Source organism: Rhodococcus sp. M8 (assembly GCF_015654185.1).
GTDB classification, from domain to species: domain Bacteria; phylum Actinomycetota; class Actinomycetes; order Mycobacteriales; family Mycobacteriaceae; genus Rhodococcus; species Rhodococcus aetherivorans.
Window position 1 is genome coordinate 321209 of the sequence record NZ_CP064065.1, and the last position, 20001, is coordinate 341209.

At 70.5% G+C, this 20001-nt stretch carries 16 protein-coding genes; 14 read left to right on the forward strand and 2 right to left on the reverse strand.

The window, feature by feature from the left end; all coding sequences use genetic code 11:
• Positions 1 to 206 precede the first annotated feature (206 nt).
• The 9 genes from ISO16_RS01475 to ISO16_RS01515 all read left to right on the forward strand — a co-directional run bounded on the left by ISO16_RS01475 (position 207) and on the right by ISO16_RS01515 (position 11704).
• Positions 207 to 1463 carry a nitrate/nitrite transporter gene (locus tag ISO16_RS01475; RefSeq protein WP_072635121.1) on the forward strand — a complete coding sequence of 419 codons (1257 nt, stop codon included), beginning with the start codon at positions 207 to 209 and terminating at the stop codon, positions 1461 to 1463.
• Position 1464: 1 nt separating this feature from the next.
• Positions 1465 to 5154 carry a nitrate reductase subunit alpha gene (locus ISO16_RS01480; protein ID WP_072635122.1) on the forward strand — a complete coding sequence of 1230 codons (3690 nt, stop codon included), beginning with the start codon at positions 1465 to 1467 and terminating at the stop codon, positions 5152 to 5154.
• 40 nt (positions 5155 to 5194) lie between these two features.
• Positions 5195 to 6871, forward strand: a complete 1677-nt coding sequence (narH, locus tag ISO16_RS01485) for a nitrate reductase subunit beta (protein ID WP_072635123.1) — start codon at positions 5195 to 5197, stop codon at positions 6869 to 6871.
• Positions 6868 to 7566, forward strand: a complete 699-nt coding sequence (gene narJ, locus ISO16_RS01490; protein WP_029543308.1) for a nitrate reductase molybdenum cofactor assembly chaperone — start codon at positions 6868 to 6870, stop codon at positions 7564 to 7566. The genes narH and narJ overlap by 4 nt, the downstream gene beginning before the upstream one ends.
• Before the next feature lie 2 nt (positions 7567 to 7568).
• Positions 7569 to 8300, forward strand: a complete 732-nt coding sequence (narI, locus tag ISO16_RS01495) for a respiratory nitrate reductase subunit gamma (RefSeq protein WP_072635124.1) — start codon at positions 7569 to 7571, stop codon at positions 8298 to 8300.
• Between the two features lie 84 nt (positions 8301 to 8384).
• Entirely contained in the window at positions 8385 to 9752 is a 1368-nt protein-coding gene (locus ISO16_RS01500; RefSeq protein WP_029543310.1) for a M16 family metallopeptidase, read from the forward strand.
• An 83-nt stretch (positions 9753 to 9835) separates the two neighbouring features.
• Entirely contained in the window at positions 9836 to 10591 is a 756-nt protein-coding gene (gene dapB / locus ISO16_RS01505) for a 4-hydroxy-tetrahydrodipicolinate reductase (RefSeq protein WP_170914074.1), read from the forward strand.
• Positions 10588 to 11064 (forward strand): hypothetical protein, encoded by a 477-nt coding sequence (locus ISO16_RS01510; RefSeq protein WP_006948299.1) that lies wholly within the window; start codon positions 10588 to 10590, stop codon positions 11062 to 11064. Before dapB ends, ISO16_RS01510 begins: the two co-directional genes overlap by 4 nt.
• Positions 11065 to 11221: 157 nt before the next feature.
• Positions 11222 to 11704, forward strand: a complete 483-nt coding sequence (locus ISO16_RS01515; protein ID WP_006948298.1) for a flavodoxin family protein — start codon at positions 11222 to 11224, stop codon at positions 11702 to 11704.
• Positions 11705 to 11744: 40 nt separating this feature from the next.
• Here the strand turns inward: ISO16_RS01515 and ISO16_RS01520 are convergent, their stop codons facing one another.
• Together ISO16_RS01520 and ISO16_RS01525 are read right to left on the reverse strand one after the other, a co-directional pair.
• Positions 11745 to 12182, reverse strand: a complete 438-nt coding sequence (locus tag ISO16_RS01520; protein WP_072635126.1) for an SRPBCC family protein — start codon at positions 12180 to 12182, stop codon at positions 11745 to 11747.
• 60 nt (positions 12183 to 12242) lie between these two features.
• Positions 12243 to 12770 (reverse strand): toxin-antitoxin system HicB family antitoxin, encoded by a 528-nt coding sequence (locus ISO16_RS01525; RefSeq protein ID WP_072635127.1) that lies wholly within the window; start codon positions 12768 to 12770, stop codon positions 12243 to 12245.
• A gap of 116 nt (positions 12771 to 12886) precedes the next feature.
• On the opposite strand from ISO16_RS01525, the gene thyX reads away from it, so the two are divergent.
• From thyX to ISO16_RS01550, 5 genes are all read left to right on the forward strand, one after another.
• Positions 12887 to 13642 (forward strand): FAD-dependent thymidylate synthase, encoded by a 756-nt coding sequence (thyX, locus tag ISO16_RS01530; protein ID WP_006948294.1) that lies wholly within the window; start codon positions 12887 to 12889, stop codon positions 13640 to 13642.
• Between the two features lie 49 nt (positions 13643 to 13691).
• Complete coding sequence (gene dapA / locus ISO16_RS01535) at positions 13692 to 14600, forward strand: 4-hydroxy-tetrahydrodipicolinate synthase (protein ID WP_006948292.1); 909 nt, start codon at positions 13692 to 13694, stop codon at positions 14598 to 14600.
• A complete protein-coding gene (locus tag ISO16_RS01540) occupies positions 14597 to 16414 on the forward strand; it encodes a ribonuclease J (protein WP_006948291.1) in 1818 nt (605 codons plus the stop codon). Before dapA ends, ISO16_RS01540 begins: the two co-directional genes overlap by 4 nt.
• A gap of 77 nt (positions 16415 to 16491) precedes the next feature.
• Positions 16492 to 17115, forward strand: coding sequence for a TIGR03085 family metal-binding protein (locus tag ISO16_RS01545; protein ID WP_029543318.1), 624 nt, complete (start codon positions 16492 to 16494; stop codon positions 17113 to 17115).
• 90 nt (positions 17116 to 17205) lie between these two features.
• Positions 17206 to 19872, forward strand: a complete 2667-nt coding sequence (locus ISO16_RS01550) for an FtsK/SpoIIIE family DNA translocase (RefSeq protein WP_170914075.1) — start codon at positions 17206 to 17208, stop codon at positions 19870 to 19872.
• The last annotated feature ends 129 nt before the right edge of the window (positions 19873 to 20001 follow it).

The window sequence follows — 20001 nt, forward strand, 5'->3', positions numbered from 1 at the left end:
GGGCATCGGCCGGGTCGCGCCCCGGGGTCCGGGACATTCGCCCCGGCGTGACCGGATCGTTGTACTGTGTTGACGCACAATATGTTCGGTGACTCCACGTGCCGTATTCCGGGGCGGAACCGTTCGCATGTCCCCACCGCCGGCCCGCCATGCACCTTTTCCCTCAAAGCGGCTCGCTCGTTGCCTGAGGGTGGTTCTCTGGGGACGTGAACACCGCAACGGAGCGTGTCCCCGGTTCCGGCCGGGGACCGAACCTGGCGCTGGCCACCTGGGTTTCCGCCATCAATTTCTGGGCCTGGAACATGATCGGCCCGCTGTCCACCACCTACGCGGGTGAGCTGTCCCTCAGCAGCTCGCAGGCGTCGATGCTGGTCGCGACGCCGATCCTGGTCGGTTCGCTCGGCCGCATCGCCGTCGGTTCGCTCACCGACCGCCACGGCGGACGGATCATGTTCATCGCGATCTCCCTCCTGTCGATCCTGCCCGTGATCGCAGTGGGTTTCGCGGCCGAGGCCGGGTCGTACCCGCTCCTGCTGGTCTGCGGGTTCTTCCTCGGCATCGCGGGCACGATCTTCGCGGTCGGAATCCCGTTCGCGAACAACTGGTACGAACCCGCCCGCCGCGGCTTCGCCACGGGTGTTTTCGGCGCCGGCATGGTCGGCACCGCGCTCTCGGCATTCTTCACCCCACGCTTCGTGAACTGGTTCGGGCTCCTCGCGACGCATGTCATCGTCGCGGCCGCCCTCGCCGTCACCGCCGGCGTGTGCGTCCTCGTGATGCGCAACTCCCCGGACTTCCACCCGAACACCGACCCTGTCGGACCGAAACTTGCTGCGGCACTGAAACTGCGGGTCACGTGGGAGATGTCGTTCCTCTACGCCGTGGTGTTCGGCGGATTCGTGGCCTTCAGCAACTACCTGCCCACCTACATCAAGACCGTCTACGGCTTTTCCGCCGTCGACGCGGGCGCCCGCACCGCGGCGTTCGCCCTCGCCGCGGTGATCGCGCGGCCGATCGGCGGTGCCCTGTCCGACCGGATCGGACCCAAGCCCGTCGTGCTCGTCTCGTTCGCCGGGACCGCGGTGATGGCCGCCATCGCGATCCTGCAGCCGCCGCCGGAGGTGTGGGCGGCCACCGACTTCATCCTGCTCGCGGTCTTCCTCGGCGTCGGCACCGGCGGTGTCTTCGCCTGGGTCGCACGACGTTCCCCCGCGAAGTCCGTGGGATCGGTCACCGGCATCGTCGCCGCGGCCGGGGGGCTCGGCGGCTACTTCCCGCCGCTGGTCATGGGCGCGACCTACGACCCCGCCGACAACGACTACACGGTGGGACTGGCGCTGCTCGTCGTCACCGCCCTCGTCGCCCTGCTCTACACCGCGGTCAAGCTGAGGGCCCACGAGAACGCCGCGCGCGACACACCCGGGGCCGGCACGACCACCACGACGCGACCCGACGGGAGATGACGTGACAACCCAGCACACCGGCGGTGCCGCCGAAGAGTTGCTGCGCAGCAGCGGACGGTTCTTCACCCCGGGGGAGATCTCCGGAGACGGCCGGACCGTCACCCGCCGCGGCGGACGCGAAGGCGACATCTTCTACCGGGATCGGTGGAGTCACGACAAGGTGGTCCGGTCCACCCACGGCGTCAACTGCACCGGTTCGTGCTCATGGAAGATCTACGTCAAGGACGGGATCATCACGTGGGAGACGCAGGAAACCGACTACCCCACGGTGGGCCCCGACCGCCCCGAGTACGAACCGCGCGGCTGTCCCCGCGGCGCTGCGTTCTCGTGGTACACGTACTCGCCGACGCGGGTGCGCTACCCGTACGCCCGCGGCGTGCTCGTCGAGATGTACCGCGAGGCCAGGGCGCGGCTCGGCGATCCCGTTCTGGCGTGGGCCGACATCCAGGGCGATCCCGAACGGCGCCGCCGTTACCAGCGGGCCCGCGGCAAGGGCGGCCTGGTCCGGGTGACGTGGGCCGAGGCGACCGAGATGATTGCGGCGGCCCACGTGCACACCGTCCGGGAATACGGACCCGACCGGGTGGCCGGCTTCTCGCCGATCCCCGCGATGTCGATGGTGTCCTTCGCTGCCGGTTCCCGGTTCGTCGAGCTGATCGGCGGCGTCATGACGTCCTTCTACGACTGGTACGCCGACCTTCCCGTCGCCTCTCCGCAGGTGTTCGGGGACCAGACCGACGTGCCCGAATCCGGCGACTGGTGGGACGCGGCCTACCTCATGATGTGGGGATCGAACGTGCCGGTCACGCGCACACCCGACGCGCACTGGATGGCCGAGGTCCGCTACCGCGGCACGAAGGTCGTGACCGTGAGTCCCGACTACGCCGACAACACGAAGTTCGCCGACGAATGGATGCCGTGCGCGGCGGGCACCGACGGCGCGCTGGCGATGGCGATGGGCCACGTGCTGCTGACCGAGTTCTACGTCGAGCAGCGGGTCCCCTTCTTCGTCGACTACGTCCGGCAGTACACCGACCTGCCGTTCCTCGTGAAACTCGAGGAACGCGACGGCCGGCTCGTCCCGGGCAAGAACCTCACCGCGGCCGACCTCGGTCGGGACGTGGAGAACGCGGCGTTCAAGCCGGCGCTGCTCGACGGTGCGACCGACACCGTGGCGGTTCCGTACGGTTCGCTCGGCTACCGGTACGGCGACGACGGCATCGGCAAGTGGAACCTCGATCTGGGCGACCTCGTGCCGGCACTGACCGTCGCGCATCCCGGCGGCATCGCCGGCGAGGACGCGGTGACGGTGCACCTGCCGAGCTTCGACACGGTCGACGGGCACGGGGCGAGCATCGAGCGCGGAGTGCCGGTGCGGCGCGTCGGAGGACACCTGGTGTGCACCGTGTTCGACCTCATGCTTGCGCAGTACGGCGTCTCCCGTCCGGGCCTACCGGGCGTGTGGCCGACCGGCTACGACGATCCCGCCGTCCCCTACACCCCGGCGTGGCAGGAAGGCATCACGGGAGTTCCCGCCGCCCAGGCGATCCGGATCGCGAAGGAGTTCGCGCGCAACGCGGAGGAATCCGGCGGCCGGTCGATGATCATCATGGGTGCCGGCATCTGCCAGTGGTTCCATGGTGACGCGACCTACCGGGCGGTGCTGGCGTTGCTCCTTCTCACCGGGTCGATGGGCCGCAACGGGGGTGGCTGGGCCCACTACGTCGGGCAGGAGAAGTGCCGGCCCGTCACCGGCTGGGCTGCGATGGCGATGGGCACCGACTGGAGCCGGCCGCCGCGGCAGATGGCCGGTACGTCGTACTGGTACGTCCACACCGACCAGTGGCGCTACGACGGGTACCGCGCCGACGCGCTGGCGAGCCCGCTGGGCCGCGGCCGGTTCCGGGACAAGCACACGATGGACGTGATGACCTCCGCGGTCGCGATGGGGTGGACCCCGTTCTACCCGCAGTTCGACCGCAACACCCACGAGATCGCCGACGAGGCGCGGGCTGCGGGCGTGGACATCCCCGCGTACGTCGCCCGGAAACTCGCGAGCGGCGAGGTGAAACTGTCGGTCACCGACCCGGACAACCCGCGCAACTGGCCGCGGGTGCTCAACGTGTGGCGGTCCAACCTGCTCGGCTCGTCCAGCAAGGGCAACGAGTACTTCCTGCGGCACCTGCTCGGGACCGACTCGAACATCCAGGGCGTGCCGACCGGTCCGGACCTGCGCCCGCACGACGTCGCCTGGCCGGACGACCTGCCCGAGGGCAAGCTCGACCTGCTGATGTCGATCGACTTCCGGATGACGTCGACCACGCTGTTCTCCGACGTGGTGCTGCCTGCCGCGACGTGGTACGAGAAGGGCGACCTGTCGAGCACCGACATGCACCCCTACATCCACGCCTTCAGTCCCGCGATCGACCCTCCGTGGGAAACGCGTTCCGACTACGAGGCCTTCGGCGCCATCGCGAAGGTGTTCAGCGCGCTGGCGGCGAAGCATCTCGGAACCCGCACCGACATCGTGCTCGGCACACTGCAGCACGACACGCCGGGCGCGATGGCGTATCCGTCGGGCACGGAGAAGGATTGGCGCGTCACCGGGGAGGTGCCGGTGCCGGGCCGGGCCATGGGCCCGCTCGCGGTGGTCGAACGGGACTACACCGCGATCGCCGACAAATGGTCGACTCTCGGGCCGCTCGTCGACACCCTCGGCCTGACCACCAAGGGCGTCACGACACGTCCGGTGCAGGAGGTCGCGGAGCTCGCCGCGACGTTCGGTGTGATGAATTCCGGTGCGGGGGAAGGCCGCCCGGCGGTCACGAGCGCCGAACGGATGGCCGATGTCATCCTCGCGCTGTCGGGCACCTCGAACGGCCGGCTCGCCGTCGAGGGCTTCCGTGAACTCGAGAAGCGCACCGGCCGCCGGCTCGTGCACCTCGCCGAGGGCAGCGAGGAACGCCGCATCACCTACGCCGACACCCAGGCCCGGCCGGTCCCGGTGATCACCAGCCCGGAATGGTCCGGCAGCGAGACCGGCGGGCGCCGCTACGCGCCGTTCACGGTGAACATCGAGGAACTCAAACCGTTTCACACGCTCACCGGCCGCATGCACTTCTACGTCGATCACGACTGGATCGAGGAACTCGGCGAGCAGTTGCCGACCTACCGTCCGCCGCTGGACATGTCGCGCCTGTTCGGCGAGCCCGCCGTGGGCAGCGGCGACGGCGTCGGACTGACCGTGCGGTACCTCACCCCGCACTCGAAGTGGTCGATCCACTCCGAGTACCAGGACAACCTGTTCATGCTGTCCCTCTCGCGGGGCGGTCCGACCATGTGGATGAGCCCGGGGGACGCGGCGAAGATCTCGGTGCGTGACAACGACTGGGTCGAGGCCGTCAACCGCAACGGCGTCGTGGTGTGCCGCGCGATCGTCTCGCACCGCATGCCCGACGGCGTCGTGTACGTCTACCACGCGCAGGAACGCACCATCGACGTGCCGCTCACCGAGACCACCGGTACCCGCGGCGGCATCCACAACTCGCTCACGAGGATCCTGATCAAGCCCACCCACCTGGCGGGTGGCTACGCGCAGACGTCGTTCGCGTTCAACTACCTCGGCCCCACCGGAAATCAACGCGACGAGGTGACGGTCGTACGCCGCCGGTCGCAGGAGGTCACGTACTGATGTCGACGCCCACGACCACGATCCGGGAAGCGAGGCCGGCATGAAGGTGATGGCCCAGATGGCGATGGTCATGAACCTCGACAAGTGCATCGGCTGCCACACGTGCTCGGTCACCTGCAAACAGGCCTGGACCAACCGCTCCGGCACCGAATACGTGTGGTTCAACAACGTCGAGACCCGGCCCGGCCTGGGATATCCCCGTATGTACGAGGACCAGGAACGCTGGCGCGGCGGATGGATCCGCGACCGGAACGGCCGGCTGCGGCTGCGCGACGGCGGCCGGTGGAACAAGCTGTTCCGGATCTTCTCGAACCCGAAGATGCCGGCGATCGGCGACTACTACGAACCGTGGACCTACGACTACGAGAACCTCACCACCGCGCCGCTCGGCGACCAGATCCCCGTGGCGCCGCCGCGCAGCCTGATCAGCGGCAAGCCGATGAAGGTCGAATGGTCGGCGAACTGGGACGACGACCTCGGCGGCTCGCCGGAGATCGTCCCCGCCGACCCGGTGCTGAAGAAGGTCGGCGAGCAGGTCCGGCTCGAACTCGAACAGACCTTCATGTTCTACCTGCCGCGTATCTGCGAGCACTGCCTGAATCCGTCGTGCGTCTCGTCGTGCCCCTCGGGAGCGATGTACAAGCGTGTCGAGGACGGCATCGTTCTCGTCGACCAGGACCGCTGCCGCGGCTGGCGGATGTGCGTGTCCGGCTGCCCCTACAAGAAGGTGTACTTCAACCACAAGACCGGCAAGGCCGAGAAGTGCACGCTGTGCTACCCGCGCGTGGAGGTAGGCCTGCCCACCGTGTGCGCGGAAACCTGCGTGGGCCGGCTGCGGTACATCGGGCTCGTGCTCTACGACGTCGACCGGGTGCTCGAGGCCGCGTCCGTCGAGGACGAGAAGGACCTCTACGAGGCACAGCGGCAGGTGCTGCTCGACCCCCACGACCCGGAGGTGATCGCCGGCGCCCGCGCCGAGGGCATCTCCGACGAGTGGATCGAGGCCGCCCAGCGGTCGCCCGTGTACGCGCTGATCAACACGTATCGGGTTGCGCTGCCGCTGCACCCGGAGTACCGCACGATGCCGATGGTCTGGTACGTGCCGCCGCTCTCGCCGGTCGTCGACGCGGTGACCCGCGACGGCCACGACGGCGAGGACATCGGGAACCTGTTCGGTGCGCTCGAATCGCTGCGCATCCCGATCGAGTACCTGGCGGGACTGTTCACGGCGGGCGACACCGACGCCGTCGAAGCGGTGCTGCACCGGCTCGCCGCGATGCGCTCGTACATGCGCGACATCAACCTGGGCCGGGACACGCGGCCGGACATCCCCGACGCCGTCGGCATGACCGAGGAGCAGATGTACGAGATGTACCGATTGCTCGCCCTCGCCAAGTACGACGAGCGGTACGTGATCCCGACCGCCTACGCGGCCGACGGCCACCAGCTCGAGGAATCCGCCACCGACTGCGCGTTGTCGTTCGAGGGCGGCCCCGGCATGTACGACTCCGGGCCGTTCGGCGAGGCCAGCGGAGGTCCCGTTCCCGTCGCGGTGGAAACCTTCCACGCGCTCCGGCAGCGGCAGACCTCCGAGGGGATGGCGGCGAACGCGTCGAATCCCTCCCGCGTGAACCTGCTCAACTGGGACGGCAAGGGCGTGCCCCAGGGCCTGTTCCCGGCCGGGCATCGAGTCGAGAACCGGGGGAGCGGGCGATGAGGGGGCTGCTGCGCCGTGGCGCGCGCGACACCGCATCGCGGCACCTGCAGCACCGGCTGATCCGGCAGGCGGCGTCGCTGCTGCTGGCGTACCCCGACGAGCGACTGCCGTCCCGTCTCGCGACCGTCGACCGGCTTCTCGGGCACATCACCGGGGAACCGGCGGAGCTGCTGGGCCGAACCCTCGCCGCCCTGCGCGACGGCGATCCCTTCGCCGCGCAGGCCGACTACGTCGACACGTTCGACATGCGCCGGCGCTCGACGATGTACCTCACGTACTGGACCGGCGGCGACACCCGCAACCGGGGCGCGGCGATCCACGCGTTCGCGCAGGCCTACCGCGACGCCGGCGCGGAGCCACCGCCCGGGGAGGCGCCCGATCACCTCCCGGTGGTGCTCGAATTCGCCGCGACCGTCGACCCGGACGCGGGGGAGCAGCTGCTCGCCGCGCACCGCATCCCGATCGACGTGCTCCGGGTCGCGCTCGGCGAACGCGATTCCCCGTATGCGGCGGCGATCGAGGCGGTGTGCGCGACATTGCCCCCGGTCGGCGATCAGGAAGAGCGCCGCGCCCGGCAGCTCGCGGAGGCCGGGCCGCCGGCCGAGGCGATCGGCCTCGAACCGTTCACCCTCACCGTCCCACCGCGCCGGACCGCAACCGTCTCGGCCCAGACCCGAGCCGAAGGAGTCGACTGACCATGTCCGCAGGGGAGATCTTCTGGGACGTCGTGCCGTACGTCACCATCGCCGTGGTGGTCGTCGGCACGTGGTGGCGCTACCGCTACGACAAGTTCGGCTGGACCACCCGCTCGTCGCAGCTCTACGAGAGCAAGCTGCTGCGCATCGCCAGCCCGATGTTCCACTTCGGCATCCTCGTGGTGATCGTGGGGCACGTCATCGGTCTGCTCATCCCGCAGTCGTGGACCGATGCGATCGGTCTGAGCCAGCACGCGTACCACGTGCAGGCGGTGACGCTGGGCACCGTCGCCGGGATCGCCACCCTCGTCGGGATCCTGTTGCTGATCTACCGCCGCCGCACCCGCGGACCGGTCTTCATGGCCACCACCTCCAACGACAAGCTGATGTACGTGGTGCTCGTCGCCGCGATCGTCGCGGGACTCGCCACGACCCTGATGGGCTCGGGTGTGGTGGGGGAGGAGCACAACTACCGCGAGACCGTCTCGCCGTGGTTCCGCTCCATCTGGATCCTGCAGCCGCGCGGCGACCTCATGGTGCAGGCACCCCTGTCGTTCCAGCTCCATGCGCTGATCGCCCTGGCCCTGTTCGCGCTGTGGCCGTTCACCCGCCTGGTGCACGCCTTCAGCGCGCCCGTCGGATACCTGTTCCGCCCCTACGTGGTCTACCGCAGCAGGGACGTCGCCCCCAAGGGGCAGCTGGTCGGGTCGCGGCCGCACCGCCGCGGGTGGTGACCGGAAGGGGTGCGCGGCGGCGCGTGTAGTGTGAGATGTTCCGTCCAGCACACCCACTCGCCTGTAGGACCGTCGAACATCTTCATGGCCGCCACCCGCCGCTCCGCCGCCGCTCCGTCCGCCGCCGTTTCGTCCGTCGTCGCCTCCGCGTCGGCACCCACCGAGCCCGACTCCGGGGTTCGGCGCACCCACCTGCCCGGGGGGCTCCGCGTCGTCACCGAGCACGTGCCCGGCGTGCGCTCGGCCGCCGTCGGCGTCTGGGTGGGCGTCGGCTCCCGCGACGAGCAGCCCTCCGTCGCCGGTGCCGCCCACTTCCTCGAGCACCTGCTGTTCAAGGCCACCCCGACCCGGACCGCGCTCGACATCGCCGAACTCGTCGACGGGGTCGGCGGCGAGCTCAACGCGTTCACCGCGAAGGAGCACACCTGCTTCTACGCCCACGTGCTCGACGACGATCTGCCCCTGGCCGTCGACCTCGTCGCCGACGTCGTGCTGCGCGGCCGTTGCCGCAGCGCCGACGTCGACGTCGAACGGCAGGTCGTCCTCGAGGAGATCGCAATGCGCGACGACGATCCCGAGGATCTGCTCGGCGACGCGTTCCTCACCGCACTGTACGGCGACCACCCGATCGGCCGTCCGATCATCGGCTCGGTCGAATCGATCGAGGCGATGACCCGTACCCAGTTGCACTCGTTCCACGTGCGGCGGTACACGCCGGACCGCATGGTCGTCGCCGTCGCCGGCAATGTCGATCACGACCACACCGTGGAACTGGTCCGTCGCGCGTTCGCCGGGCACCTCGACCCCGCCACGACCGCCGCCCCGCGCCGCGAGGGCAGTCTCCGCCTGCGTACGACGCCGACGCTGAGCATCACCGACCGCGACGGCGAGCAGGCCCACCTGGCGGTCGGCGTGCGATCCTTCGGCCGCCACGACCACCGGCGCTGGGCGCTGTCGGTGCTCAACACCGCCGTCGGCGGCGGCTTGAGCTCACGGCTGTTCCAGGAGATCCGGGAGAAGCGCGGCCTCGCCTACTCGGTGTACTCGGGTGTGGACACCTTCGCCGACACCGGCGCGTTCTCCGTCTACGCCGGCTGCCAGCCCGAGAACCTCGGTGAGGTCGCCGCGCTCGTCCGCGAGGTGCTCGCCGATGTCGCCGAGAACGGCGTCACCGAGGCCGAGTGCGCCCGCGCCAAGGGTTCGCTGCGCGGGGCTCTGGTCCTCGGCCTCGAGGACACCGGGGCCCGGATGAACCGGATCGGACGCAGCGAACTGAGCTACGGCACGCACTGGAGCGTCACCGAGACGCTCGAGCGGATCTCGTCGGTGAGTGCGGCGGAGGTCCGCGCCGTCGCCGCCGAACTGCTGCACCGGCCGTTCGCCGCGGCCGTCGCCGGACCGTACCGCCGGCCCCGGGACCTGCCCGCCTCGGTGCGCGTCCTCGTCGCGTGACCGCGGGCTGAGCACGGTCGAGGTCGTCCGGTTGCGTAGGCTGCTGCGGGACGGCGATCGGACGAGGAAGCGTGGAGAGTCAAGTGAACGCAGCAGCAATTCGGGTGGGTGTGCTCGGCGCCAAGGGCAAGGTCGGGCAGGCGATCTGCGCGGCCGTCGAGGCGGCCGCCGACCTCGAGCTCGTTGCTGCGGTCGACCGGGGCGACAGCCTCGACGACTTCGTCGCCTCCCGGGCGCAGGTGGTGGTGGACTTCACCCACCCCGATGTGGTGATGGGCAACCTGCAGTTCCTCGTCGAGCACGGCATCCACGCCGTCGTCGGCACTACCGGATTCGACGACGCACGACTGGACCGGGTCCGCGGCTGGCTGGCCGCGCAGCCGGAGGTCGGCGTCCTGATCGCGCCGAACTTCGCGATCGGTGCCGTGCTGTCGATGCGCTTTGCGCAGGCCGCCGCGCGGTTCTTCGACTCCGTCGAGGTCATCGAGCTGCACCACCCCAACAAGGCGGACGCGCCGTCGGGCACGGCCTACCGCACCGCGGCGCTCATCGCGCAGGCCCGCGCCGCGGCCGGTGTGGGCCGCAGCCCCGACGCCACCAGCACCGAACTCGAGGGTGCCCGCGGCGCCGACGTGGAGGGGGTGCGGGTGCACTCCGTGCGTCTGGCCGGGCTCGTCGCACACCAGGAGGTGCTGCTCGGCACCCAGGGCGAGACCCTGACCATCCGCCACGACTCGATCGACCGGTCCTCCTTCGCGCCCGGCGTGCTGCTCGGCGTGCGCGAGATCGGGGGCCGGCCCGGCCTCACCGTCGGCATCGACCCCCTCCTCGACCTGTGAGGGGCGACCTGGTCAAGGTCCTCGCGCCGATCGCCTTCATCGTCGTCGCGCTGGGGTTCTACTTCGTGCTGCTCGGCGGGCGCGGGCTCGAACTGGTGCGCTCCGGCAACGCCGCGGCCGTCGGGCTCGGCATCGGCGTGCTGCTGCTGCCGTTGGTGGGCGTGTGGATCGTCTACGCCACCGTGCGGGCCGGTTTCCAGCACCAGCACCTGTCCCGGCGGATCCACGAGGAGGGCCTCGAACTCGACGTGCGCGACCTGCCGCGCCGGCCGTCGGGCCGGATCGACCGCGACGCCGCCGACGCCCTGTTCGAGCGGGTCAAGAAGGAGTGGGAGGCCGACCCGGACAACTGGCGCAACTCCTACCGTCTCGCCCGCGCGTACGACTACGCCGGCGACCGCGGCCGGGCCCGGGAGACCATGCGCCGGGCCGTCGCGCTCGAGAAGCTCGAGCGCACGCAGTCCGCCGATTGATCATGCGCCCCGGCGTCGAGCGAATGTATCGTTCATCTCCTCAGCGGTAGCGGGCGATACATTCGCTCGGTCCACGCCCCGGCCGAAGCCTGACCGCGGTTGCGGTTGTCGTTGCGGGGCAGGGACACCGATCGGTCGGCGACGTACCCTGCAGGGTGTGACCGAGGCCCCCGCCGACGGTGAGCGCACTCTGCTCGTCGTCCACCACACTCCGTCCCCGTCGACCCGCGAACTGCTCGAGGCGGTGCTGGCCGGGGCGCGTGACCCCGACATCGTGGGCGTGCGGGTGCGGACGGTGCCGGCGCTGGGCGCGACCGTGCCGGACGTGCTCGCCGCCGACGGTTACGTGTTCGGCACCACCGCGAACTTCGGATACATGTCGGGGGCACTCAAGCACTTCTTCGACACCGTCTACTACCCGTGCCTCGACGCCGTCGCGGGCCGGCCGTACGGGTTGTGGGTACACGGCAACAACGACACCGCGGGCGCCGTCGCCTCGGTGCGCAAACTCGTCACCGGCCTCGCCTTGGCGCAGGTCACGGAGGATCTCGAGATCACCGGGCCGATCGACGCAAAGGTCCGTGAACGCTGCTACGAACTCGGGGCGACCGTCGCGGTGTCCGTGTCGGAGGAGTGCTGACCGTCCGGGACGTCGCAGGCACCGGACACCGCGCGGTGCGTCAGAGCTGCTGCTCGACGAACTTCGTCAAGCCCCGCTCGGCGGTCTCCATCGCCATCTTCTGCGCCTTCTTGACCATGAAGCCGGGCAGCGGGATCTTCGGATCGATCGTGAGGGTGAAGTCGACGCAGGTGCCGCTCTCGGTGGCGGTGAGGGTGTAGGTGCCGTCCTGCTGGTGCTGCTGGTGGCTCTCGACCAGGGTCCAGGACATCGATTCGTCGCCGTTCCAGTAGTAGTCCACCACCTGCTCGTCGTGGAGACCGATGATGGAGACGGTCATGCGCACACGGTGCGGGCGGCCGTCCGGGTGGGTGGTCTCGACGACGACGGTCTTGTGGGGCCCGGACCACTCCGGCAGCCGGTCGACCGCGGCGATTCCCGCCATCACGCGACCCGGGTCGGCCTTGATCTCGAAACTGCTGGAACTGCTGACGGCCATGGGCTCACTTCCTCGTCTTTCGGGTGACGTGCGTCGGCAATGTACCGCACGGCCTCCCGCTCAACCGTCCTTGCGCTCGGACGGTTCCGACGTAGCGGACGGGCCGGGCCCGGTCTCCTCGGCGCGACGCGTCGCGGCGCGCTCGTCGGCGCGGCGCTGATACCGCATCTGCTCGCGCAGCGCCCCCTGGACGGCCTGCGACACCCACGAGTTCAGTGACACGCCGTTCTGGGCCGCCGCCTCCTCGGCGCGTGCCTTGATCTGCTCGACGAGGCGCAGCGTCACCCGGCTGATGTCCCCGGTGACGTCCTCGAAAGTCGGTGCGGTGCCTGTGGTTTCGGTGGGCGCATCCGTGTGCACCTCGAGCACCGCCGCGCTGCCGTCGAGACGCACGGTGACCACCCGGTCGCCGAGCTCCTTCGAGACCTCCGCCGCCATGTCCGACAGTGCCCGCAGCACGGCCAGGCGGGCGGGCGCGGCGACCGCTGTGGCGAGGGCTGCCGCGGTCCGGCGGGTCTGTTCGTCGCCGAGCTCCGCGGCGGCGACGAGGGACTCGGTGATCGCGTCCAGGTACGGGTCCAGGTTCATGACGCCATACTGATGTCAACGATGATGTCAGTCAAGACGTCAACACGCGGCCCGCATCCGGTGCCGCCCGCGGCGGCGCTACGGTTCGACTGGATCGACAACCTGGAGGAGAACCGATGGCGCCCGAGCCCGTCACGCTGAAGGTCAGGCTGGTGGCCAAGACCGAGTTCGTCCCGCCCGCCGACGTGCCCTGGGAGACCGACGCCGACGGCGGGGAGGCGCTCGCCGAGTTCGCCGGCCGGGCCTGCTACCAGAGCTGGTCCAAGCCCAACCCGCGCACGGCCACGAACGCCGGGTACCTACGCCACCTGCTCACCGTCGGGCACCTGTCCGTGCTCGAGCACGGTTCGGTGAGCTTCTACATCACCGGCATCTCCCGGTCCTGCACCCACGAGCTCATCCGGCACCGGCACTTCTCCTACTCCCAGCTGTCCCAGCGGTTCGTCCGCGGCAGCGACGCGCCGGTCGTGGTCCCGCCGGCCGTGGCGGGGGATCCGCGGCTCGAGGAACTGTTCCTCGCCGCCGCCGAGTCCAGCCGGGCCGCGTACATCGAACTGCTCGACGCGCTCGACGCGAAACTGTCCCACCTGCCCGAGGGGCCGATCCGCGCGAAACAGGCCCGCGAGGCCGCGCGATCGGTGCTGCCCAACGCCACCGAGACCCGCGTCGTCGTCACCGGCAACTACCGGTCCTGGCGGCACTTCGTGGCCATGCGCGCAACCGAGCACGCCGACGTCGAGATCCGCCGCCTCGCCGTCGAGTGCCTGCGTCAGCTGCAGGACGCCGCGCCGAACATCTTCGGCGACTTCACCATCACCCGCCTGCCCGACGGCTCCGAGGTCGCCGCCAGCGCCTTCGCCGCCGACACCTGACCGGCAGGTGTGTGTGGAACAGCCCCCGTCACGCGGTAGCCTTCTGACCATGACCAACGGTGATTCCGCTTCTGCTGTCGAGCTTCCGTTCGGCACCATCGCCACAGCGATGGTGACCCCGTTCACCGCCGACGGCAAGCTCGACGTGGACGCGGGTGTGCGTCTTGCCGCCTACCTGGTCGACGGCGGCTGCGATGCGCTGGTTCTCGCGGGCACCACCGGCGAATCGCCGACCACCACCGAGAACGAGAAGCTCGAGCTGATGCGCGCCGTGCTCGCCGCGGTGGGGGACCGCGCGAAGATCATCGCCGGCGCCGGCAGCAACGACACCGCCCACAGCGTCGAACTCGCCCGCGACGCCGCGCGGGCCGGCGCCCACGGCCTGCTCGTCGTCACTCCGTACTACTCGCGGCCGCCGCAGGCCGGGCTCTACGCCCACTTCACGGCCGTCGCGAACGCCACCGACCTGCCGGTCATGCTCTACGACATCCCACCGCGCTCGGTCGTGCCGATCGAAACGGAGACGCTGCGACGGCTCGCGGAGCATCCGCGCATCGTGGCGGTCAAGGACGCCAAGGGCGACCTCAACGCCGGTGCCGAACTCATCGGCACCACCGACCTGAAGTTCTACTCCGGCGACGACCCGCTGAACCTGCCGTGGCTGTCCGTCGGCGCCGTCGGATTCGTCAGTGTCATCGGGCATCTCGTTCCCGGCCGGCTGCGCGAGCTGTACGACGCCTTCCAGGCCGGCGACCTCGTCCGCGCCCGCGCGGTCAACCTGAGCCTCATGCCGATCCTGCGCGCCGTCTCCCGCCTCGGCGGGGTGAGCGCGTCGAAGGCAGGTCTGCGGTTGATGGGTCTCGACGTCGGCGAGCCGCGCCTGCCCCAGGTGGCGCCGACCTCTGCGCAGATCGACGCGCTCGCCGCGGATCTGCACGCCGCGGGGGTGCTCGCGTGAGCCGCCCGTCGCGCGGCCGGGGCCGCGCCACCCGCAACGCCGGACCGCCCAGCGGCCGGCCCGCGCGCCGGACCGTGCAGACCTCGGCCAACACCCAGCGGCCCGATCCGCGCAAGGTGGCGGACATGTCGGGGCGCCTCGGCACCCCGCCGAAGGCGCCGCCGAAGGGCCTGCGCGTCGTCGCGCTCGGCGGCATCGGCGAAATCGGCCGCAACATGACGGTCTTCGAGCATCAGGGCCGGCTCCTCGTCATCGACTGCGGCGTGCTCTTCCCCGAGGACCAGCAGCCCGGCGTCGACCTGATCCTGCCGGACTTCCGGCACATCGAGGACCGCATGGACGACGTCGAAGCCGTCGTCCTCACCCACGGACACGAGGATCACATCGGGGCGGTGCCGTTCCTGCTGCGCCTGCGTCCCGACATCCCGGTCGTGGGCTCGAAGTTCACCCTCGCGCTCGTCGCCGCGAAATGCCGCGAGCACCGGCTGCGGCCCAACCTCGTCGAAGTCGTCGAGGGGGACAAGACCACGCACGGCCCGTTCGAGTGCGAGTACTTCGCCGTCAACCACTCGATCCCGGACGCGCTCGCCGTCGCCGTCCGCACCGAGGCCGGGCTCGTTCTGCACACCGGCGACATCAAGCTCGACCAGTTGCCGCTCGACGGCCGCCTCACCGACCTCGCCGGATTCTCCCGGCTCGGCGACGAGGGCGTCGACCTGTTCCTCGTCGACTCCACCAACGCCGAGGTGCCGGGCTTCGTGATGCCCGAACGCGAGATCGGCGGCGTCCTGGACAACGTCATCGGCAAGGCCACCCAGCGCGTGATCGTCGCGTCCTTCGCCAGCCACGTGCACCGCATCCAGCAGGTCGTCGACGTCGCCGGGCGGTACAACCGCCGCATCGCCTTCGTCGGACGGTCGATGGTGCGCAACATGCAGATCGCGCAGGACCTCGGCTACCTGCGGGTGCCGGACGGGCTCGTCGTCGATCTCGACACCGCCGCGACATTGCCCGACAACCGGCTCGTGCTGATCTCCACCGGCTCGCAGGGTGAACCGCTGTCCGCGCTGTCGCGCATGGCGCGCGGCGAGCACCGCCAGATCAACATCAAGGCCGACGATCTCGTCATCCTGGCTTCCTCCCTGATCCCGGGCAACGAGAATTCGGTGTTCGCGGTCGTCAACGGCCTCGCCAAGCGAGGCGCCACCGTCGTCACCCAGCAGAACGCGAAGGTGCACGTCTCCGGCCACGCCTCCGCGGGCGAGCTGCTGTACCTGTACAACGCGGTGCGCCCGACGAATGCGATGCCGGTGCACGGCGAATGGCGGCACCTGCGGGCCAACGCGGCGCTGGCCGAAGCGACCGGGGTGCCGCGGGACCGGATCGTGCTCGCCGAGGACGGCGTGGTCGTCGACCTCGTCGACGGGCTCGCGGAGATCGTCGGACAGGTACCCGTCGGCCACGTCTACGTCGACGGCCTGTCCGTCGGTGACGTCGGCGAATCGACCCTGTCGGACCGGTTGATCCTCGGCGAGGGCGGCTTCATCTCCATCTCCGTCGCCGTGGACGAGAACGGTCGCGCCGTGAGCACCCCGGGGGTGTCCGGCCGCGGCTTCTCCGACGACCCGGGAGCGCTCTCCGAGGCCGCGCAACTCGTGGACAAGGTCCTCAACGAGCTCGCCGCCGAGGGTATCGACGACGCCCACCGCATCGCCCAGGCGATCCGCCGTGTCGTCGGGCGCTGGGTGTCCGACACCTACCGTCGCCGGCCGATGATCGTGCCGACGGTGATCACCGTCCCGGGCCCGGCGTAGCCGCGCTGGCGCAACCGCACCCTGCCGTGCCGGACGGTCCGGCGCTACCGGACCGGTCCGGCACTACAGTGGGCCGCGTGAGCCTCGCCCGTGACGAACGACACGCACTCGTCCGCACCATGACACAGACCGGTCCCGACGCCCCCACCCTGTGCGGGGACTGGACCGCCCGGGACCTCGCCGCCCACCTCGTGGTCCGCGAACGCCGGATCGACACGATGCCAGGCATCGTCCTGCCACCCCTGGCCGGGCACACCGAGCGGGTGCGCGCCGAGGCGGCGGGAGGGTCGTGGGAGCAACTGCTCGCCGACATCGAGTCCGGACCGCCGATCTGGTCGCCGCTGTACCTCGTCGACGGACTCGCCAATGCCGCGGAGATGTTCGTCCACCACGAGGACGTGCGGCGCGCCGCGCCCGGGTGGGAGCCGCGACCGCTCGACCCGTCGACCCAGGACCGCCTGTGGCAGATGGCCCGGCAGGTCGGCCGGCGCGGCTATCGCGGCACCGACGTCACGGTGGTGTTCGAACGCCCCGACGGCACCCGCGCGACGGTCCGGCGTCGCGGGCCGCGCACCGTGGTCCTGCGCGGCGAACCCGCCGAGCTGCTCCTGCATGCGTTCGGCCGCGACGAGGTGCGCGTCGAGACGTCCGGGGAGGCGGCCGACGTCGCGGAGGTCGCCGCATCCGGTCGCGGCATCTGATCCGTCCCGGCGCCGGTGTGACCACCGCGTGCGGCTGATGCCGGTGTTGCGGATGGTTCGGTTGTGGACATTGCGACTAACCTGACGGGTATGGCAGGAAAGTCGGGTGCCCGCGGATCGTCGTCAACGACCTCACGGTCGAGGTCGGGCGCGCGCGGCTCGTCCGCCGCCGCGGGCTCGTCGTCGCGGACGAAGAGCAGCACCCGCAAGCCCGCCCCGACGACCCGCCGGCAACCGGCCGCGCGGCGCCCGGCCCGCGCCACCACCCCCCGGCGCAAGGCGCCCGCCCGCTCGTCGCGGGGCAGCGTCCTGCACACGCTCGGTCGCGGGATCGGGAGCGGCTGGACGATGATCGCCCGCGGTGTGGGCGCCACCACCCGCACGATGGGCAGGGTGACGGAGGTCGAGCACGGCCACCGCCGCGACGGCATCGCCCTCGGGCTCATCGCCGCGAGCGTCGTCGTCGCCGGCACCGTCTGGTTCGCGGTCGGTGGCCCGCTCGGGGGCTGGCTCGAGACCGCAGTCCGCGCGGTCGTCGGCGGCGCCAGCGCGGTGCTGCCGCTGGCCGGCCTCGTGATCGCCGTCGTCCTCATGCGCACCGAGCCGCGGCCGGAGATCCGGCCCCGGCTCGTCCTCGGGTCGCTGCTCGTCGCGCTTCCCGCACTCGGCCTGTGGCACATCGCCTCGGGTATGCCGGACGACGGCCCGGGCCGCGAGGGCGGCGCCGGGTTCGTCGGCTACCTGGTGGGCGGACCCCTCACCGACGGTCTGACGGTGTGGCTGTCGGTTCCGTTGCTGCTGATGGCGGCCGGCTTCGGGATCCTGCTGCTCACCGGCACGACGATCCGGGAACTGCCCGGCATGTTCCGCGACTACTTCGGTCTGCACTACCGAGCCGACGACGAGTACGGCGAGTACGACCCGGACCCTGCCGGCGGCTACGACCCGGAGCGCGACCCGACCCTGTTCGACGCCGACGGCTATCCCGTCGAGCGGCGCACCCGGACCCGGCGGCGCACCCCGGTCGAGAACTACCCCACGGACGAGTTCGACGGCGACGCCCGCACCGAGGTGCTGCCCCTGTGGGAGCCGGATCCGGCGCCCGCCACGCCGCCGGCACCCGAACCCGAACCGGACCCGGCGCCGGAACCGCCGCGGGCCCGCACCCGGCCCAAGGCGGCCCCCGCACCGGTCCCGCCGGCGGAGGAGCCACCCGCCGACGACAAGCTCGAGCCGCTCGTGCCCGATCGGGTGGTCGAGGGCGACTACACCCTGCCGTCGCTCGGGCTGCTGCTCGAGGGCGACCCACCCAAGCAGCACAGCTCGGCGAACGATCAGATGATCGAGGCCATCACCGAGGTGCTCGAGCAGTTCAAGATCGACGCCGCCGTCACCGGCTTCACCCGCGGCCCGACGGTCACGCGGTACGAGGTGGAACTCGGCCCGGGTGTGAAGGTCGAGAAGATCACCGCACTCGCCCGCAACATCGCCTACGCCGTGGCCACCGACAACGTGCGACTGCTCGCGCCGATCCCCGGCAAGTCCGCGGTCGGCATCGAGGTCCCGAACTCGGATCGTGAGCTGGTGCGTCTCGCCGATGTGCTCGCCGCACCGTCGACCCGCAAAGACCACCACCCGCTGGTGATCGGGCTCGGCAAGGACATCGAGGGCGACTTCGTCTGCGCGAACCTGGCGAAGATGCCGCACCTGCTGGTCGCCGGCTCCACCGGCTCCGGCAAGTCGAGCTTCGTCAACTCGATGCTGGTGTCGCTGCTCGTGCGCGCCACGCCGGACGAGGTCCGGATGATCCTCATCGACCCGAAGATGGTCGAGCTCACGCCCTACGAGGGCATCCCGCACCTGATCACGCCCATCATCACCCAGCCGAAGAAGGCGGCCGCCGCCCTCGCGTGGCTGGTGGAGGAGATGGAACAGCGCTACCAGGACATGCAGGCCAACCGGGTGCGGCACATCGACGACTTCAACACCAAGGTCAGGTCCGGCGAGATCACCGCGCCGCTCGGCAGCGAGCGCGTCTACCGGCCCTACCCGTACATCCTGGCGATCGTCGACGAGCTCGCCGACCTGATGATGACGGCCCCGCGCGACGTGGAGGACGCGATCGTGCGGATCACCCAGAAGGCCCGCGCCGCCGGCATCCATCTGGTGCTCGCCACGCAGCGGCCCTCGGTGGACGTCGTGACCGGCCTGATCAAGACGAACGTGCCGTCGCGGCTCGCGTTCGCCACGTCGTCGCTGACCGACTCCCGGGTCATCCTCGACCAGCCCGGTGCCGAGAAGCTCATCGGCATGGGCGACGGCCTGTTCCTGCCGATGGGCGCCGGAAAGCCGATCCGGATGCAGGGCGCGTTCATCACCGACGAGGAGATCGCGGCCGTCGTCGACTTCGCCAAGAACCAGAAGGAACCGGAGTACACCGAGGGCGTCACGACGGCGAAGGCGGGCGAGAAGAAGGACGTCGACCCCGACATCGGCGACGACCTCGACGTTCTCCTGCAGGCGGTCGAGCTGGTGGTGTCGAGCCAGTTCGGTTCGACGTCGATGCTGCAGCGCAAGCTGCGCGTCGGCTTCGCGAAGGCGGGTCGGCTGATGGATCTGATGGAGACCCGCGGCGTCGTCGGTCCCAGCGAGGGGTCCAAGGCGCGGGAGGTCCTGGTCAAACCGGAGGAACTCGACGGCCTGCTGTTCTCGATCCGCGGCGGCGGGGACGGGGAGGCGTCGGCGCCGGCGGAGTAGGGCCGGCGGCACGGTTCGATGCCGCGACCCGCGTGTGGTTGAATGGGAGACGTGGAGGGGAGTATCCCCTAACCCGCGGCAGTTCCGTCAACACGTGCGACACCGATGTCGTTCCGGGGCTGCCGACCT